This window comes from Acinetobacter sp. 70_2, from assembly GCF_056736115.1.
The window spans coordinates 341,919-359,203 of sequence record NZ_JBWZIP010000012.1 but is presented as its reverse complement, the minus strand read 5'-3'; the positions used below and the strand labels follow the sequence as shown (position 1 = coordinate 359,203).

The following is a 17,285-nucleotide window of genomic DNA, read 5'->3' as shown; positions in this document are numbered from 1 at the left end:
TATTATTCTAAAATAGAAATTCAAATTAAATAACGAGCTTAGCTTAAATGAAAAAATATCTTAAACTTATAGTTTTTACCGCTTTCATTATTGGATCTATTAAAGCTTCATATGCTGATTTTGGTTTTATTCAAGATAAAGATGGGTATGTGAATGTAAGGGAAAATTCAAGTTTAAGTTCGAAAGTTACAACCAAATTAAATAATAATGAAATTGTTTCTTGTGTGATGGATGAAGAGACTAATAATTTTTGTTTAGTTAATGCAAGTAATGGTGTAACAGGATTTGTCTATAAAAATAGAATAAATAATTTTGGTGGTTATACTTCTATTAAACTATCTCAATATTCTAGAGAAAAAGCTGTTTATAGTGATAAAAATATAATAGTAGAAGTGTATGCAAAAAAAGCTATTTTAGATCCTAAACTTTATAAAACTTTTAATGGTGAATATAAGTATTTTAATGATAAAAAGTTCTTTGGTACAGATGGTAGCCTACCTGACAATAATTTTTTACAACTTGATAAAATTATTGTTAAAGAAAAAGATAACAGAATAGAAATCAGTAGAACTGAGCTCGAGCAATATTTTTTCCCTAAAAATGGTATAGATGGTGATAAGAATGAGCTTGCTGATTTTAAAATATATTACTTAAATAATAACATTTTTATTTTAAATACTTTTAATGAAGGTGGTGCAGCAGCTTACAACTTTGTTTTAAATATAAAAAATGGAAAACTAGTTGCCAATAAAGCTTGGAAGGTTGAAATTTAAAAATATTTTCTTTCTTCTACAAAAGCTAATTAATTAAAAAAGCCCAACAAAAGTTGGGCTTTTTTTACGTCTCAACAATCCCTTCCAAATCTTCAAGCGTATAGTTCGGCATATCAATAATATGAGTTTGAATACCGTCTTGCACATAATCATTAACATGAGGATATAGCCAGCGAGTAATCTGTTCGGCAACACTTGAGTGATACTGAATTTCAAAATGGTTTAAGCCATAAAACACTGCTTTATGTGAGTCTGGAACTTTAAGCTGAAAACGTGGATTTGGATGTTCGCCCAGTGCGCTTTTCACACTCACTAAGTAATCGCCAATCACGGTAAGCGCTTTATTACGCACCTTTTCAAATTCGAGTGTTCCTGCCACTAAAAAGGTATTGATATGGGAAGGTAGAGGAGCCGGAGCACGGTTGTCATCCATCATGCCGATACGGGCATCCATATATTCCCAGTCATCATCACGAACGCTGCCGTGGCGTAGGTCTAAAATGCCATTACTACGGATATTAACTAACTGACCCAGTAATCCGACAAATGGGAATGCTCCGAGCTTATCTTGTATAGCAAAGCCAAAGCGCTCAAGTACTGCACCATGGTGCGGAGAACCAATACAGACTAAGTTCTCGACCATATGAATCCATTGGTACATGTTTTGTTTGCCGTAAAACAGCGCGCTACGGGAAACCAGCCCACCCATACTATGACCGATGATATCAATACTGGTAATTCTTGGATTACGTTGTACCAAATCTTCTAATAAATTTGAAAAACTGCGGCCATTGGCTGAAATGCGGCGACCTGTGTTGTAGTTTAAATACAGCATGGTGTTGTGGTCACGTTGTGCTAACAGACGCTCACCAATGCCGCCATAGTGTGCATTTGACCAAGTCAGATGGTTCATACACAACCCATGAACCAAAATCACAATACGCCCTGCAAGTTCGCCTTGTTGTATTGCACCGTAGTGATCGTATAGCACCATGGGCAAGGCAAGGGGACTATGTTGTTTAAGCAAATAGTCTCCGAAAATACCATTTAAAATGCCCACCAAAAAATGAAGACTTGGTGTTAATGGCTTTTCATGAAGGGTCGGGAACTTTTCAATAATACGACGCAAACCGGGCGCTAAAAAATAACGTCCATACTTTTGTAAGGCACCATAAGAAAACTGATATACCTTTTGCACAGAAGGGCGTTTTTGAAAATTATTCGCATTTTGGGCACTAATACCAAAAGCATTCTTTAATACTTCAATATTAATGACTTGTATTAATTCATGTACACCATTTAAGCTGGTGCTGAACAGTTGAGCTAAACCTTCTAGTACGTCGGCCTGACTTGGTGGCGTACGATCCCATTTACAATAAGTTTCATGTAACGGTGTTAAGCTCGGCATATCTTTTCCCCATTTACGTTATAACCGACGTTTTAAGCTGTACTTTTTATGAACGGCAGCTAACGTTTCCATCTTAGTAGTTTAAATAACACATGTTTTTAAAATACTGATGAATGGTAAGTTGAGTCGTTTTTCTTGTCTGACAATAGTGTTTTTATATACAAACTGAGAACAAAAATGTGAGTTTATTCTCAATTTAAGAGGGAAATATATGAATATTATCTACCTCCATGGCTTTAATAGCAGCTCTTCTTCGATTAAAGGGCTGAGCCTTAAGCAGTATTGTAGCGAATTGGGCATAAATGTACATTTGCCAGATTTAAATAGATCTCCAGATCAGGTTGTAGCGCAAGTTTCAGAGCTGATCGAGTCTTTACAAGATGTGGCTTTAGTCGGCAGTAGCCTTGGCGGGTTTTTTGCGACATATTTTGTCGCGAAATATAATGTTCCGGCTGTACTGATTAACCCTGCTATGCAACCATGGAGGCTGTTTGATGAGCTCTTCCAAGTTGAAAGCATGCCTTATAAGGTGAATGATCAATGGTCAATTGATCATGTTCAGTTACGACAGTTAGAACAACTGGAACTGAAACTACCTGAAAATGCTGACAAAATACTCGTCTTATTGCAACAAGGCGACGAAATTTTGGATTATCGTCAAGCACAACGCTATTATAGTGCTGCAACACCATCCTCATTGATTTTGACGGATGCTCATGGCAATCATGCCATGGAAGATTTTGAAGAAAAATTACCCTTAGTGATCGAATTCTTTGCGCACACCATCAAATAAGGAAAACGTACAACGTGACACAATATACGGCTCAATCGCTTGAAGTTCTTTCCGGTTTAGACCCTGTTCGTCGTCGTCCGGGGATGTATACCGACACTTCTCGTCCAAACCATTTAGCCCAAGAAGTTATTGATAATGCTGTCGATGAAGCATTAGCTGGTCATGCCGACAAAATCTGTGTCACGGTTTATAAAGATGGTTCGTTGTCGGTTGAAGATAATGGCCGTGGTATGCCAGTCGATATTCACCCTGAATATGGCCAAAGTGGTATTGAAATCATTCTGACCAAGCTGCATGCTGGTGGTAAGTTCAGCACCGATAACTACCAGTTTTCAGGTGGTTTGCATGGTGTGGGGATTTCGGTTGTAAATGCTTTATCAACTCGTGTTGAGGTAGAAGTTCAGCGTCAGGGTAATTTATACCAGATGGCTTTTGAGCAAGGTGAACCTGTTGCGCCTTTGGCAGTGCTAGAAGGCAAAGCACCAAAACGCGCGACTGGTACAACGGTACGTTTCTGGCCCGAAGCTAAATATTTTGATAGTCCAAAATTTGCGTTAAAAGCACTTAAACATAATTTAAAAGCGAAAGCTGTTTTAGCAGCTGGTTTAAAAATTACTTATATCGATCAAATTAATGATGAAAAAATCGAATGGCAATTTGAAAATGGCCTTGTCGATTATTTGATGGATGAATTACAAGACCGCGAAATTTTGCCAAACCCTGCATTTGTAAGTAGTGGACAAGCAGATCGCGCAGCCTGTGAGTTTGCGATTTGCTGGAATGTAGAAGGCGGTGAGCAGGTTCAAGAAAGTTACGTCAACCTGATTCCGACCGCACAAGGTGGTACGCATGTGAACGGTTTACGTTCAGGCGTGACCGAGGCATTACGTGAGTTCTGTGAATTGCGTAACTTGTTACCGCGTAATCTTAAACTTTCGGCAGAAGATGTTTGGGATGGCGTGAACTATATCTTGTCGCTCAAGTTCCAAGAACCACAATTCTCTGGTCAAACCAAAGAGCGTCTTTCAAGTCGTGAAGCATCAAATATTGTTTTAAATATTGCTAAAGATGCCTTTGCACTCTGGCTCAACCAACATGCTGAAATTGCTATGCAACTTGCGGAAATGGCGATTTCTAAAGCAGGTCGTCGTTTAAAAGCCGCGAAAAAGGTTGAGCGTAAAAAGATTGTTTCTGGCCCAGCTTTACCGGGTAAGTTGGCAGACTGTGTCGGCCAAACGCGTGAAGAAAGTGAGCTATTCATTGTCGAGGGTGACTCGGCGGGTGGTAGTGCCAAGCAGGCGCGTGATAAAAACTTTCAGGCCATCATGCCAATTCGTGGAAAAATCTTAAATACATGGGAAGTCTCTTCAGATGAAGTGTTGGCTTCTCAGGAAGTTCACGACATTGCGATTGCGATTGGTGTAGATCCGGGCAGTGATGATTTGTCAGAACTACGTTATGGCAAAATCTGTATTTTGGCCGATGCCGACTCGGATGGTTTACACATTGCCACTTTGCTTTGTGCTTTATTCGTTAAACACTTTCCTGCTTTGGTCGAAGAAGGTCATTTATTTGTAGCAATGCCACCATTGTTCCGTATCGACATTGGTAAAGATGTTTATTACGCGCTTGATGATGATGAACTTGAAGCCATTTTGAAAAATGTTAAAGGTAATCGTAATCCGCAAATTACCCGATTCAAGGGATTGGGTGAAATGAACGCGATTCAGCTTCGTGAAACCACGATGGATCCAAACACGCGTCGTTTGGTACAGCTTGATTTAGATGATGTCCATTTAACAGCAGGTTTGCTCGATAAATTGCTTGCAAAAAAACGTTCGGCAGATCGTAAGCAGTGGCTTGAGCAGAAAGGTAACTTAGCTGATATCACGGTTTAAAATAGAATTAAAAAATCCCCGCTCAATAGGCGGGGATTTTTATATAAACCTAAATTTTAGGTAATCATTACAACAGTTGCTGCTATTGGTGTTTCGGCCATTAAATTAAAATAGACAGATCTGTATATTTTAATTTAAGTCGTAATTTTTATAGCAAGTGGAAATTGAAAAACATCACAATTTGCGCCACTTCCAATTCGATCTACTACCGCAAAATCACTCGGCGCTTCAAAGGTAAGCAACGGATGATGCCATGTACCTGCCCGATAATTGATACTTTGCTTTCCATTTGAAACGAAAGCACAGAGCTTGGAAATGTCGGGAGTATTCTGGTCTAAAGCAGGCGCCACAATAATTAAAAACTTTTGTTGCTGTAATGGAATAAATGCCTGAGAACCCTTTGGATGGCGTTCTAGCATTGAAATTTGCAGAGGTAACACACTGGCCTTAATATTACGAAAAATACTGATCCCTGCTTTTGCTTCACCCTCAATTTCAGTTTCAACCAGTGCATGGTAGCGCTCGGTGTGGGCATCATTAATATGAAAAAAATCATGCCCATCACAACAAATGACTTCTCCGAAGGGCTGAAAGTTCTCAATGGTCAAGGGCTGAATTTGAACAGTATTTATAATCATGACTTGGCAATTTTCCCCCATAAACGAACACGGCTAATACCACCATCCGGAATCATGTTAATACGAATATGCGAGACTTTTTCATGCTGTAAAATTTCATTCACATATTCATGAATATGGTCCATTTGCATAGGCTGGGCTTCGAGTAAGTAAGACCAAAACATACTTTGTGGAATTAACTGTGCATCGGTTGCATTTTCAAGGTAAACCGCTTGAATAGATACTTGGGCAGGGAAATTGCCTTTAAAGTGCGCCGTATCAATTTCAAGCTTTTCAATTTTTCCGCTTTTACCCAACGCAAGAATACACCAGTCATAACCTGGTGCACGGCGGCGTTTAGTTTCCCAACCATCGCCCATGTTGATGCCACGACCAGGGTTAATCAAATTACGTGGATGTCCAAAATGCGCATCGCTATAGGCAATTACGCGACCACCATTTTCTAGGGCCAATAAATCAAGCATTTGCTCACTATCAGTCACCTGAATATGAACATCCCCATAAACACGTAAACGGGCAACACCACCATCTGGGAAAATATTGAGGCGTATATGGGTGAAAAGTGCATCATTATTGACCATAAAAATATGATGCTGACTTGGGCCGAGTTCAGTATTACTTAAAACATTTTCCCATTTTGCCCCTGTAAGATCACCATTTGGTGCATAACACGCTTCTAATGAGGCAGATGCAGGATAATTTCCTGTAAAAAAGCTGGTATCGATATCAAGTGCAGTGATTTTTCCACTTACTCCTAGCTTTACAATACACCAGTCATAGCCCGCGTGACGCTTACGACGGGTCTCCCAACCATCCATCCATTTGCCGTTATCATCAAATTTATCTTCAACAAAAATAGGTGCTTCAAATTGCAGCATACGTTTTGCTTCTGCAAAGAAATCATCTGAACACTCAATGACTTGTGCACCAATTCGGGCATCTGCCAAATTGGTTTTGGTATTCAAAATCTCAGGAAGTTCAAAAGCTGGAGCATGCAATGTTGCCATAGTGGAGTATCCGTATTTCTTGTTAAAAACATGATTTTTCATTTAAAACTGCGCTGTCACAGAGCGTGCCGAGACGAGTTCTACATTTAAATATATAAGCATGGTGCATGCCAGATTTGTGGAAAAGCTAAATAAATTTTGAACGATGGCATGTTTTTAGCATAAGCACCCTATAGGTGAATATCTATAGGAGCGTGTTATGAATGTGGTGATTATTGGTGCGGGAATGGGAGGTCTAACCACAGGCATTGCATTAAAGAAATTTGGTCACCAAGTTCGCATTTTTGAACAAACTGAAAAGATTCTTCCGGTAGGCGCGGCAATTTCGCTCTGGTCGAATGGTGTGAAATGCCTGAACTATCTGGGATTAACCGAGAAAATCGCCAAACTTGGTGGACAAATGGATGACTTGGCCTATGTCGATGGCTTAACTGGCGACGTGATGACACAATTCAGTTTATTGCCATTAATCGAAGAAGTAGGACAACGACCATATCCGGTTGCACGTGCCGATTTACAAAATATGCTGATGGATGAGTTTGGACGAGACCAGATTTATCTAGGCAAAAAAATGGTGAGCCTTGAAGACAATACCGATTATGTCGAGGTGCATTTTGCAGATAGTAGTTCAACGCATGCTGACTTATTGATTGGGGCGGATGGTACTCATTCACTGACTCGTGCCTATGTGCTGGGTCATCAAGTACAGCGCCGTTATGCAGGTTATGTGAACTGGAATGGCTTGGTTGAAATCTCTGAAGATTTAGCGCCAGCCCAGCAATGGACGACGTATGTTGGGGAAGGCAAGCGTGCGTCTCTGATGCCGGTTGCAGATGGTAAGTTTTACTTCTTTTTAGATGTGCCTTTGCCAGCAGGTCTAGACAATAATCGAGATGAATATAAACAACTTTTAAAACAATATTTTGCTGATTGGTGTCAGCCTGTACAGCAGCTCATTGAACGCTTAGACCCACAAAAGACCAATCGGGTAGAAATCCATGATATTGAACCCTTTGCTCAGTTTTATAAAGGTCGTGTGGTGATTTTAGGGGATGCTGCCCATAGCACCACACCTGATATTGGACAAGGTGGCTGCCAAGCCATGGAGGATGCGATTTATTTAGCGCGTTCTTTGCAAATTAATACTTTGGGACTAGAGGATGCTTTACGTCGCTATCAAAACAAACGTAATGAACGTGCCAATGAATTGGTGCTTCGTGCTCGTAAACGTTGTGATGTGACCCATATGAAAGATGAAACAGTTACCCAAGCGTGGTATGCGGAATTACGCCGTGAACAAGGTGGACATATTATGCAGGGGATTATTAGTAATATTGTCGGTAATCCACTCGACTAAAACAAAAACAGCAAGGCGTTTTTCCTTGCTGTTTTATGCTTCTAAATAAAAATTTTAGAAGTGGTATTTAACCAAAGCACTGACGTTATTTTCGTCTCGGCCTTGTAAACCAAATTTATTATTCCACACAGAGTGCTCAATACCGAGGTATAGGCGTGTGTCAGGAGAAATGTGTTTACCTACATTCCATTTCCATTGAGTTGTCCAGTTTAACTCGCTGGCATGGTCACCTTCAGCAGTTGACCAATCTAGGAAGCCATCAACCAAGAATTCTTCAGATGCAATATTAAATGGAATACCATAAACGAACGTCATTTGATAATCATCGTCAGTTTTCTCATTGTTTGCACGGTAGAAGTTTAAATTCGCATATTTAAAATATGGAATATCTAAATCAACAGCAAAACCATATAAGAAGTTATCGAAGTTATTGCCATTTTCGCTGTTACTTTCCCAAGTGGTACTAATGAGCACATCTTTAATTGGACCATAAGCCAATTTTTTGCCAGATACTTCGCCCAAGCTTAAACGTGGTGATAACTCAAAATATGTACTTTTGTGATCATCTTCACCGCGCATGCGGTCCATAAAGAAAAACACATCAGCATATTTAACTTTTGCTGCATATTCCAAAGTGATGGTGGTTTCTTTTGCGTCTACAACTTCATAGTTTTCACCATAAAGACCGGTCACGCTAAAATCTTGCCAAATTGGTTTTGCCTGAACCATGGCAGTTGCAGATAACAAGGCACAAGTAGCCGCAAGTTGCTTTAATTGCATTTAAATGATCTCCCCCCAAATAAAGCACGCTAAGGATACAGGGTCTTAAGCAAAAATGAAGCCAAATTTGATCAACGGTTAAAAAAAGTCCCACCGAAGTGGGGCGCTAAAAACTAATTTATTAATGTGTATTTCTGGTGTTTATGGTTTGGCTTAAATGCGGGGTAGATGAGCTACGAAATGAAGGTAAATGATTAAATAATAAATTCAATAAGATAGCAAAGATACAAGTTGAACTAATACCTGAATGGAACAAAGTTTGTACCCAAGCTGGAAAATGTGCATAAAACTCATGGTTAATAATTGGGATCATTCCTGCCGATAAAGCAGTCGCGACAATAATCAAATTTTTCTGATCGTTATAATTAATTTTTGCCAAAGTGCGGATTCCGCTTGCCGCAACCGACCCAAACAAGACCAGACCTGCACCACCAAGTACAGGCATAGGAATTGCGGCAATGAGGCGACCCATAACAGGCAATAGTCCCAAAATAATCAGAATGACACCACCTGCTGCCACAACAAATCGGCTTTTGATACCTGTAATTGCTACTAGCCCTACATTTTGTGCAAAAGCACTTTGCATGAATGAACCAAAGATCGGTGCCATAGCACTTGAGAACATATCTGCACGAACACCATTGGCGATACGTTTTGAATCGACTTCAGTTCCTACAATGTCTCCTACAGCAATAATATCGGCTGTGGTTTCCGTCATAATCACTAAGGTCACAATCAACATTGATAAAATGGCACTCAGTTCAAATGTAGGGAAACCAAATGCAAATAAATGTGGAAATTGCAGCCATGCACCTGAGCTGACCTGACTGAAGTCACCAAAACCCATGAAGTAGGCCAATATAGTGCCAGCCACGATCGCTAATAATATAGATAAGCGGCGAATGCCAGCTTGTGGCAGCATGTTTAAAACAATCACAATGCCTAAAGTCAGCAAAGCTAAAGAGATATTCTCGACGCTTCCCCAATTCGGTGCTTTATCGTTGCCACCCATCATCCAGCGAATCGCAACGGGTAACAAAGATAGACCAATAATCGTGATAACGCATCCCGTCACAACAGGTGGGAAAAAACGAATGATTTTTGAAAAGTAGGGTGCAAGGCAAAGTCCAATTAGAGAAGCTACAATCACCGCGCCATAGACAGCAGGCAAACCACCGCCCGTGGTGATAATGGCCACCATAGTTGCCACACCCGCAAAAGACACACCCTGTACCAGAGGTAATTTTGCACCTAGATATTTGGTTCCTATGGTCTGTATGAGTGTTGCCAATCCACCTACAAATAGGGCGGCTGCAATGAGCATTCCCACTTGTGCCGAGCTTAAACCAGCAGCTGTTCCGATAATGAGGGGCGGAGCCACAATGCCACCATACATGGTCAGCACATGCTGCAAACCGTAAGCAAAACTTTTCGAAATTCCTAAATATTCATGCTCTGGAGAAATCGCATTCTTTTGTCGATGATTCATATTTTTCTCCTATTTTATTTCCGTTAGCTACCGCGATAAGTGGAGTAAGCAAACGGACTAATGAGTAATGGAATGTGGTAATGCTGATTGATGTCTTCTATAAAAAATTGAATACAAACACGTGGGAAAAAAGTTTTGATTTGCTGTGATGAAAAATAAGGCGCAACTTCAAATTCAAGTTGATAAGCACCTTCACCTAAGTTTTTTATTCCAAAATCACTCACGCGCCCATCTAGGTTGGTGGTTGCGGTCGCAATCAGTTCATGAGTTGCTGCATGGAACAACTTCACTTCTACCTGTGCAGCGGGTTTACCTAAATTTGTATCTAAAATATGAGTGCTGATCATGTGTGTAATTCCTGAGATAGACGTAATAGAGCAATTGCTGCGAGTTGCTCATGTACAATGACTTTTTCTATAGCTAAATTGTTTTGAAGACGTTGATTAAGTTTTTTTAAAATCTCGTTGCTACTAAGGCCCGCTGCTTTAATTAAAAAAATAAAGCCAAACTTCTGTTCATAATCGAGATTGCCTTGTAGCAGAGCTTGTTGTGTTTGCTCATCTAAGGAAATGCCAGCTTGCTCTTGAGCTGAAAAATTTTGTTCTTTTGCATTAAGCTGTTTTTTTGCCTGTCGTTCCCCAATTTTTGGATGGGTTGCTAAAGCTGTTTGTATTTCTTGCCATGACCACGTGTGGCTTAATTGTTCTGCATGTCCTAACAGAACTGATGTTGATGAGTAGGGCCGTTCTGAAATAATTTTTTCGGCCCAAGTTGGAATATGGACGCAGTTGTTTAACAGAGTCTTGAGTTGGTCGGGTGGGGCTTGATTAAACTCGGCTAAAAACACTGTTATTCCTAAACTCATTGTTGTCGATATAGAGTTTTAGCAATAACAGTGCCAAGAGTGATTTGAGATTTGCTTAAGAATTTAGAAAATTAAAAATCAATTATTGAGTTATGTGATTTTTATACCAATGTTCGGCAATATCCTGACGACGACACACCCAGACCCGATCATGCATTTCGATATAATCGAGGAATTTTTGTAAGGCTTTAAAACGACCCGGACGCCCTAAAATACGGCAGTGCATTCCAATCGACATCATTTTTGGTGCAGTTTCACCTTCTGCATACAACACATCAAAACTATCTTTTAAATATTGAAAAAACTGTTCTGAGCTATTAAATCCACCCGGTGAACAGAACTTCATATCGTTACATTCGAGTGTATAAGGAATAATTAAGTGAGGACGTGATGAACCTGCATCATTGGTGAGAGTCGTCCAAAAAGGCAGGTCATCGCCATAATAATCTGAGTCATATTGTATTTGTGGGAACTCTGCGAGTAACTGACGGGTATTGGGACTATCGCGTCCGGTGTACCAGCCTATAGTTTTATTTCCAAACAAATTTTCTAAAATTGATAAGGCTTGTTCCATGTGCTGTTTTTCGACTTCAATGTCGGTGTCTTGATAGTGAAGCCATCGGTAGCCATGAGAAACCACATCATAATCAGCTTCTTTAATCGCTTCGACAATATATGGGTTACGAGCCAGTGCCATGGCAACACCGAAAATAGTCATTGGGAGCTTGCGTCGTTGGAACTCACTATGAATGCGCCAAAAACCAGCACGTGAACCATATTCGTACATAGAGTCCATCGACATATGCTTGGCTGGGTAGCTTGCAGCACCAATAATCTCTGATAAAAACTGCTCTGAACCCTCATCGCCATGCTCAATATGCTTTTCGCCACCTTCTTCATAATTCAGCACAAATTGTACGGCAACCTTAGCATTGTTAGGCCATTTCACCTGTGGAGGCTGACCGTGATAACCGATTAAATCACGTGAATAAGGAGACTTTTGAATCTGCTCAATAAGTTCTGCTCCAGATAGATAAGATTCGGTCACAATTGCTCTCCTTTTGTTCAATTTTTCATAAAAATTTAAAAAATCAGCTTGCATATTTTTATAGATGGACTGATATTGAAGGTATGAAGATCTTCAAAATAAATTAAAAGCAGTACGTTTAAGTCAGGAGATAACAAACCATTACACCATCAAAATGTACAATTGAAGTCAGTTCATGCATGCTTAAAACATGCCAACATAAAAAAGTTTTGCATAGAAAAGATCCACAGTAAGAAAGAGAGGATGGTATTTATGAATATTGAAATCCGCACAGATAAAAACATCCATAATAGTGAACGTTTAATTACTTATGTACGTGCAGAACTTACTCAAGAATTCCAACGTCATAGCGAACGTATTACGCATTTCTCGGTTCATTTTAGTGATGAAAATGGGGACAAAGGTGGCGATAAAGATATCCACTGTATGATCGAAGCACGTCCTGCTGGCTTGAAACCAGTTGCAGTGCACCATAAAGCAGGAAATATTGATGCCTCAATTCATGGCGCGATTGAAAAATTAAAACGTAGTCTTGAACATACCTTTGAGAAAAAAGAGCACCCGAGAGGTGGTCAACCAGAACTCATTGATGATGAAGCTTAAAAAAATGCTAAAAAGCCCTTCGGGGCTTTTTTTTATGGAGCATAAAAAGACGGATAAAAACTCTTCACAACTTTTGGTTTGCAATGCAATAGCATTGACCTCTAAAATCTTCATCAGAGATTAGGCATAATAGCGCTAATATATTTTTGAGAGATGGTCATGTTAACCACCCAGCAGCAGGCTTTAATTAAAGCCATAGAAGAATTAGAACTTACGCAAGTACAAAAATTACTTGCTGAGGGGCTTGATCCGAATTTCATTGATCCGGAACAAGGGCCACCCGTATCAATTATTTGTGATGGAATTTTTAAATGGTGGGAAGACGTCTCAGAAGCTTATGAAGCTGGTACTCCCTTATCAAAAGAAGAAAAGCAACAATCATTACAAGTTTATCTCGATATCCTTGAAGCCTTAATTCAGGCTAAGGCAAATGTTCATCTTTGGGATGCAGAAGAATTTTATGGCCCGCTATGGGATGCAGCAAGTTCGGCATGCGCACCAGCGGTTCAACGTTTACTTGATGAAAAAGTTGATCCAAACACACGTGATGAAGAAGGACTCACCATTTTATCTTCAATCAGTCAGTTGTTCTTTGATTGTGATTTTGATGAAATAGATTGGTCAGAAGCGCTTCAAGAAGAGCGTGAAACACTAGAGTTATTGCGCCATCATGGAGCAAAAATGTCAAAAGAACTAACTACTTGATTGGAATATAGAATGAGAACATTTCAAATTTTAACTTTTGCTCTGACCACTGTTGCTGCAGGAAGTACTTTTGCCGCAGAGTTCTCGTTTGACCGTCCAGGTTCAGGCTTTGGAACAGGTATCACTCCAGTGGGGCAGTTAGCCTGGGAACAAGGTTTACCAAGTGCGACTTATACAGAATCAACTGTTGATGGCGTGAAAGAAAAAACCGTAACTGTACATGGCGATATGTTATTCCGTACAGGTTTGGCTAAAGACTTAGAATTACAATTAGGTTGGCAAGGTCCGGGTTGGACTCAAACCAAACGTGCTGGTAAAAAAACAGATACTTCTGGTTTAGGTGATGTAAGCATCGGCTTAAAAAAAGCGATTGATTTAAATGATGAAAATTTAACAATGGCTGTGTTGGCTCAAGCGCTCATTGCAACGGGTAATGATGAGTTTACCGCACATGACGACATTTATAGCCTGAGCTCAGCAGTAGCGTACCAGTATGATGATTTGATCAATACCGCAATTACGATGCGTTACGAAGTGCAAAACAGCAACTGGGCTGTAACTGCTATTCCAACAATCAATTATAAAATTGCCGGCAAACTTTCTGGTTATTCTGAATTTGTTTACCGTAAAGCTGAAAGCCAAGACTACCAATATGGTTTAGGTACAGGCTTAGTGTATGCAGTTAATAAACGTACTCAACTTGATGCAAGTGTAGGTGTCGATTTAGAGGGTCAAGATAAAGGCTACCATGGTGGCTTGGGTATGGCATTCTTATTCTGATAAAACCAACTTGATTGATGTTAATGAAAAAGCTTATTTCTCAGGGAATTATTTATTTTCTAGCAGCTGCTAGTTTTGTATTGAGCCAGTTTGTTTTTGCAGAAGATAAGCTACTTTCACCAGAACAGGCTTTTTCATTTTCGGTTGAGTCGCCACAATCGCATACTGCGAAATTATCGTGGCAGATTCAGCCGAATTATTATTTGTATCAGCATAAATTTACCGTACAACAGGGTACTCAACCTTTAACTTTGAATTTGCCTAAGGCAGTTTCTCAATATGATGAGAACTATGGGCAAAGTCAGGTTTATTATCATCAAATCAATTTCCAGATTAAAACCAAGCCTTCAGAGCACTATAGTGTCACTTGGCAGGGCTGTGCCAAAGACCGTATTTGTTATCCACCCCAAACCATCGAGTTTCAAACCGATGCAGATGGATTGGTTGGTGTGCAAAACCAAGCAGGGGCAGCACCGAAACGCTTATTAGATTTGGCAAATACACAAGCATCGTCTCAAGAAACTCTAACTAATCAGACAAGTTCAGAAACTAAAGCAGATGCGACTACTCCACAAATTGCAGAAGACCAGATTTGGTCGGCGAAATTAATTGAACACTCGCTTTGGTATGGTGTTTTATTATTTTTAGGCTTAGGCATGCTGCTCGCATTCACGCCATGCTCTTTACCTATGCTCCCGATTCTAACGTCACTGATTATTCGAGAGCATAAAGGCTTAAAAGCGTGGACGATTGCGCTTACCTTTGTATGTAGTATGGCATTGGTTTATGCGGGTCTAGGTTTAATCGCTTCTTCAGCAGGGCTAAATTTCCAACGTTGGCTACAACAGCCTGCTACGCTTATCGCGTTTAGTTTACTGTTTGTAGTTTTTGCATTGAACCTGTTTGGATTGTTTGAGCTTCGTTTACCGCAAACATGGTTAAATCGACTTGATCGTATTCAGTCTATGCAACAAGGCGGTACTTTGGTTGGTGCGGGTGTTATGGGCGTGGTTTCTGCGCTCTTGGTTGGTCCTTGTATGACCGCACCTTTGGCTGGAACTTTATTATTTATTTCTCAAACTCAAAACCAATGGCAAGGTGCTTTGCTTTTATTTTGTCTAGGCTTTGGAATGGGAATTCCTTTACTCATCGCGAGTGTTTTAGGTGCAAGATTTTTACCTAAAGCAGGCGACTGGATGCATCAGATTAAAGTGATTTTTGCTTTTCTGATGTTGGGATTAAGTCTTTATTTTATTCGCCCTTTATTGCCAGATTGGGGCATGCAAGTGCTTAGTTTATTGCTAGGGCTGGCTTTTATTGCCTACGCACTTTATCAGTTCTTTTGGAAAAAAGGGCAGTTACAGTGGCTCTATGCACTCCTACTTTTATTGGTTACTCCGTTTGTTGCCTATAATCAGTATCAACACATACAAAATCGCAGTTTGCAAAGTTCCGAGCACATGGCTGAATGGCACGTTGCGAAAACAGCTGCGGACTTTCAAAAAATTTTAGCAGCAGCCCCTACTGATCGGGCTATTGTGGTTGATGTCTATGCAGATTGGTGTGTGGCTTGCCAGCCTATTGAGCATCGTATTTTAAAAGCACCAGAAGTTCAGTCAGCTCTTGCGCCGTACTATCTCATTAAGCTTGATTTGAGTCATTATGATCATTCACATGAAGCTCTACTCAAGCAGTGGAATATTCTTGGGCCACCGACTTATCTGTTTTTAAATGAGCATCAACAAGAAATTCGTTCTTTGCGTTTAACAGGTGCATTTAGTCAGCAAGAGCTGTTGCAACAGCTTGCAAGTTTATCGAAGGCTAAATAGTTAAATTGACTCTATATGTGGTAATTGGTGAAAAGTGCGCACTTGATTGCGTCCTGAAGCTTTTACCGCATAAAGCGCTTCATCTGCCTGCCGAATGACAAGGTATGGATCGTTTGCAAAAGCGGAACAGCTAATTCCAAAGCTTGCACTTACATGAATCTGGATATTTTGATTGTTGAAAATAGATAACTCTTGTAAGGCAAGTCGGCAACGCTCTGCAATTTTTTCCGCTTGAATAATATCAGTATGCGGAAGTACTAAAATAAATTCCTCTCCACCAAATCGACCAATAATGTCTTCATTACGTAAGTTCTCAGACAAGCATTGAGCAATTTTAATCAGGACTTGATCGCCCTGATGATGTCCATATACATCATTAATTTTTTTAAAATGATCTATGTCGAGAAGTACTAAAGCATAATCGAATTGTTGTTCGTGAAGTGCTTCCAGATGGGTATTTAAACTACGTCTATTTAATACATTGGTTAATGGGTCGATCTGGCTTAAGCGTTGAATATAGGTTTCTCGTTGGCGCCATTGGGTCAGCAATATTTCAAATAAAATAAAACAGGCGACTAAAATCGGCATAATAAAAAACAGCATACTTCCTAACCAAAAAGGATTGGTTTGAGCATGTCGGATTGCCGTGAAGTTAAATAGTGGAGCGTAGGGTATAACGCCATTCATACTTAAATAAGTACATACGGCTAAAATAATTGTTGCTGGTATAAAGGCGCTATAAACAATTTTTCTTTCAAATAAAACCAAACCTACGCCAATCGTACCTACATAACCGACCATTGTGGCAGGGCTGATACTTCCTATTAAATATCCATCATGGCACAGCATGAGCATAAAGACTTGTACGCTAATAAGAGGAATAATTCTTTGTGCCCAGTCTTGGTCTTTGTAGCGATAACACGGAATAATCAGTAATGCTAATAAAAATAAGGTCAATAGGTTGAGCCAGAGCTGTGACTCGACTAAAGGCAAGTTTGCCCATTGCCAAATACTGGGTGTTATTAAAATATAGCCTTTCCATAAAATCCAACTGAAATTCATTGCACAGGCGAGTACAAGCATCAGTGCGCTTTTTTGTAAAGGCGTCCAGTTAATAATATGGTTGTTATGGATGAATTCGAGAACCACCTGTTTTATTTTATTTATAGGATGAGTGATTAAACGAATTTTCATAATAATAAAGGAACTCCTAAATAGAGATGTCTTTTTTAGATCATCCTAAAGTGGGAGAGTTGGAATGATTCATAACCTAAACATATCATGATTTATTCATTAAACCTTAAGATTAAGG

Annotated in this window: 17 protein-coding genes; 8 read left to right on the top strand and 9 right to left on the bottom strand. The window is 39.8% G+C overall.

From position 1 onward, the window contains the following. Positions 1 to 47: 47 nt before the first annotated feature. Positions 48 to 773, top strand: coding sequence for an SH3 domain-containing protein (locus tag AC1PJ9_RS05540; RefSeq protein WP_311087270.1), 726 nt, complete (start codon positions 48 to 50; stop codon positions 771 to 773). A 64-nt stretch (positions 774 to 837) separates the two neighbouring features. Here the strand turns inward: AC1PJ9_RS05540 and AC1PJ9_RS05535 are convergent, their stop codons facing one another. Then, on the bottom strand, positions 838 to 2,181 hold the full coding sequence (locus AC1PJ9_RS05535; protein WP_002054038.1) for an alpha/beta fold hydrolase: 1,344 nt from the start codon (positions 2,179 to 2,181) through the stop codon (positions 838 to 840). A gap of 211 nt (positions 2,182 to 2,392) precedes the next feature. Here AC1PJ9_RS05535 and AC1PJ9_RS05530 point away from each other — a divergent pair, with 211 nt between their 5' ends. Next, on the top strand, positions 2,393 to 2,974 hold the full coding sequence (locus AC1PJ9_RS05530; RefSeq protein ID WP_311087269.1) for a YqiA/YcfP family alpha/beta fold hydrolase: 582 nt from the start codon (positions 2,393 to 2,395) through the stop codon (positions 2,972 to 2,974). Between the two features lie 14 nt (positions 2,975 to 2,988). Continuing rightward, positions 2,989 to 4,872, top strand: a complete 1,884-nt coding sequence (gene parE / locus AC1PJ9_RS05525; RefSeq protein ID WP_213689131.1) for a DNA topoisomerase IV subunit B — start codon at positions 2,989 to 2,991, stop codon at positions 4,870 to 4,872. A gap of 134 nt (positions 4,873 to 5,006) precedes the next feature. Here parE and AC1PJ9_RS05520 read toward each other — a convergent pair whose 3' ends face one another. Both AC1PJ9_RS05520 and alc read right to left on the bottom strand, forming a co-directional pair. After that, positions 5,007 to 5,510, bottom strand: coding sequence for an ureidoglycolate lyase (locus AC1PJ9_RS05520; RefSeq protein ID WP_311087268.1), 504 nt, complete (start codon positions 5,508 to 5,510; stop codon positions 5,007 to 5,009). Next, positions 5,507 to 6,517: an allantoicase gene (gene alc / locus AC1PJ9_RS05515; protein WP_311087267.1), complete on the bottom strand. Its 1,011-nt coding sequence runs from the start codon at positions 6,515 to 6,517 to the stop codon at positions 5,507 to 5,509. The genes AC1PJ9_RS05520 and alc overlap by 4 nt, the downstream gene beginning before the upstream one ends. A gap of 199 nt (positions 6,518 to 6,716) precedes the next feature. Here alc and hpxO point away from each other — a divergent pair, with 199 nt between their 5' ends. Beyond that, positions 6,717 to 7,874, top strand: coding sequence for an FAD-dependent urate hydroxylase HpxO (hpxO, locus tag AC1PJ9_RS05510; protein WP_311087266.1), 1,158 nt, complete (start codon positions 6,717 to 6,719; stop codon positions 7,872 to 7,874). 54 nt (positions 7,875 to 7,928) lie between these two features. Here the strand turns inward: hpxO and AC1PJ9_RS05505 are convergent, their stop codons facing one another. From AC1PJ9_RS05505 to puuE, 5 genes are all read right to left on the bottom strand, one after another. Beyond that, positions 7,929 to 8,654, bottom strand: coding sequence for an outer membrane protein OmpK (locus AC1PJ9_RS05505; protein ID WP_263614839.1), 726 nt, complete (start codon positions 8,652 to 8,654; stop codon positions 7,929 to 7,931). 121 nt (positions 8,655 to 8,775) lie between these two features. Further along, positions 8,776 to 10,143: a nucleobase:cation symporter-2 family protein gene (locus tag AC1PJ9_RS05500; RefSeq protein WP_311087265.1), complete on the bottom strand. Its 1,368-nt coding sequence runs from the start codon at positions 10,141 to 10,143 to the stop codon at positions 8,776 to 8,778. Between the two features lie 23 nt (positions 10,144 to 10,166). Continuing rightward, positions 10,167 to 10,490 carry a hydroxyisourate hydrolase gene (gene uraH / locus AC1PJ9_RS05495; protein ID WP_174744295.1) on the bottom strand — a complete coding sequence of 108 codons (324 nt, stop codon included), beginning with the start codon at positions 10,488 to 10,490 and terminating at the stop codon, positions 10,167 to 10,169. Beyond that, complete coding sequence (gene uraD, locus AC1PJ9_RS05490; RefSeq protein WP_311087264.1) at positions 10,487 to 10,990, bottom strand: 2-oxo-4-hydroxy-4-carboxy-5-ureidoimidazoline decarboxylase; 504 nt, start codon at positions 10,988 to 10,990, stop codon at positions 10,487 to 10,489. Before uraD ends, uraH begins: the two co-directional genes overlap by 4 nt. Positions 10,991 to 11,090: 100 nt before the next feature. Then, positions 11,091 to 12,056: an allantoinase PuuE gene (gene puuE, locus AC1PJ9_RS05485; protein WP_311087263.1), complete on the bottom strand. Its 966-nt coding sequence runs from the start codon at positions 12,054 to 12,056 to the stop codon at positions 11,091 to 11,093. Between the two features lie 252 nt (positions 12,057 to 12,308). Here puuE and AC1PJ9_RS05480 point away from each other — a divergent pair, with 252 nt between their 5' ends. The 4 genes from AC1PJ9_RS05480 (at position 12,309) to dsbD (ending at position 15,973) form a co-directional block, all read left to right on the top strand. Next, positions 12,309 to 12,659 (top strand): HPF/RaiA family ribosome-associated protein, encoded by a 351-nt coding sequence (locus tag AC1PJ9_RS05480; protein ID WP_263614835.1) that lies wholly within the window; start codon positions 12,309 to 12,311, stop codon positions 12,657 to 12,659. A gap of 159 nt (positions 12,660 to 12,818) precedes the next feature. Beyond that, positions 12,819 to 13,364, top strand: a complete 546-nt coding sequence (locus AC1PJ9_RS05475; RefSeq protein ID WP_263614834.1) for an ankyrin repeat domain-containing protein — start codon at positions 12,819 to 12,821, stop codon at positions 13,362 to 13,364. 12 nt (positions 13,365 to 13,376) lie between these two features. After that, complete coding sequence (locus AC1PJ9_RS05470; RefSeq protein WP_263614833.1) at positions 13,377 to 14,144, top strand: transporter; 768 nt, start codon at positions 13,377 to 13,379, stop codon at positions 14,142 to 14,144. Between the two features lie 17 nt (positions 14,145 to 14,161). Continuing rightward, positions 14,162 to 15,973: a protein-disulfide reductase DsbD gene (dsbD, locus tag AC1PJ9_RS05465; RefSeq protein ID WP_311087262.1), complete on the top strand. Its 1,812-nt coding sequence runs from the start codon at positions 14,162 to 14,164 to the stop codon at positions 15,971 to 15,973. On the opposite strand, the gene AC1PJ9_RS05460 is transcribed toward dsbD, so the two are convergent. After that, positions 15,974 to 17,167 (bottom strand): sensor domain-containing diguanylate cyclase, encoded by a 1,194-nt coding sequence (locus AC1PJ9_RS05460; RefSeq protein WP_263614831.1) that lies wholly within the window; start codon positions 17,165 to 17,167, stop codon positions 15,974 to 15,976. Positions 17,168 to 17,285 lie beyond the last annotated feature (118 nt).

Excerpts from the sequence above, each read along its gene's own strand:
- AC1PJ9_RS05540 (WP_311087270.1), top strand. The coding sequence starts at position 48 with ATGAAAAAATATCTTAAACTTATAGTTTTTACCGCTTTCATTATTGGA.
- AC1PJ9_RS05535 (WP_002054038.1), bottom strand. The coding sequence starts at position 2,181 with ATGCCGAGCTTAACACCGTTACATGAAACTTATTGTAAATGGGATCGT.
- AC1PJ9_RS05530 (WP_311087269.1), top strand. The coding sequence starts at position 2,393 with ATGAATATTATCTACCTCCATGGCTTTAATAGCAGCTCTTCTTCGATT.
- AC1PJ9_RS05520 (WP_311087268.1), bottom strand. The coding sequence starts at position 5,510 with ATGATTATAAATACTGTTCAAATTCAGCCCTTGACCATTGAGAACTTT.
- alc (WP_311087267.1), bottom strand. The coding sequence starts at position 6,517 with ATGGCAACATTGCATGCTCCAGCTTTTGAACTTCCTGAGATTTTGAAT.
- hpxO (WP_311087266.1), top strand. The coding sequence starts at position 6,717 with ATGAATGTGGTGATTATTGGTGCGGGAATGGGAGGTCTAACCACAGGC.
- AC1PJ9_RS05505 (WP_263614839.1), bottom strand. The coding sequence starts at position 8,654 with ATGCAATTAAAGCAACTTGCGGCTACTTGTGCCTTGTTATCTGCAACT.
- AC1PJ9_RS05500 (WP_311087265.1), bottom strand. The coding sequence starts at position 10,143 with ATGAATCATCGACAAAAGAATGCGATTTCTCCAGAGCATGAATATTTA.
- uraH (WP_174744295.1), bottom strand. The coding sequence starts at position 10,490 with ATGATCAGCACTCATATTTTAGATACAAATTTAGGTAAACCCGCTGCA.
- AC1PJ9_RS05480 (WP_263614835.1), top strand. The coding sequence starts at position 12,309 with ATGAATATTGAAATCCGCACAGATAAAAACATCCATAATAGTGAACGT.
- AC1PJ9_RS05475 (WP_263614834.1), top strand. The coding sequence starts at position 12,819 with ATGTTAACCACCCAGCAGCAGGCTTTAATTAAAGCCATAGAAGAATTA.
- AC1PJ9_RS05470 (WP_263614833.1), top strand. The coding sequence starts at position 13,377 with ATGAGAACATTTCAAATTTTAACTTTTGCTCTGACCACTGTTGCTGCA.
- dsbD (WP_311087262.1), top strand. The coding sequence starts at position 14,162 with ATGTTAATGAAAAAGCTTATTTCTCAGGGAATTATTTATTTTCTAGCA.
- AC1PJ9_RS05460 (WP_263614831.1), bottom strand. The coding sequence starts at position 17,167 with ATGAAAATTCGTTTAATCACTCATCCTATAAATAAAATAAAACAGGTG.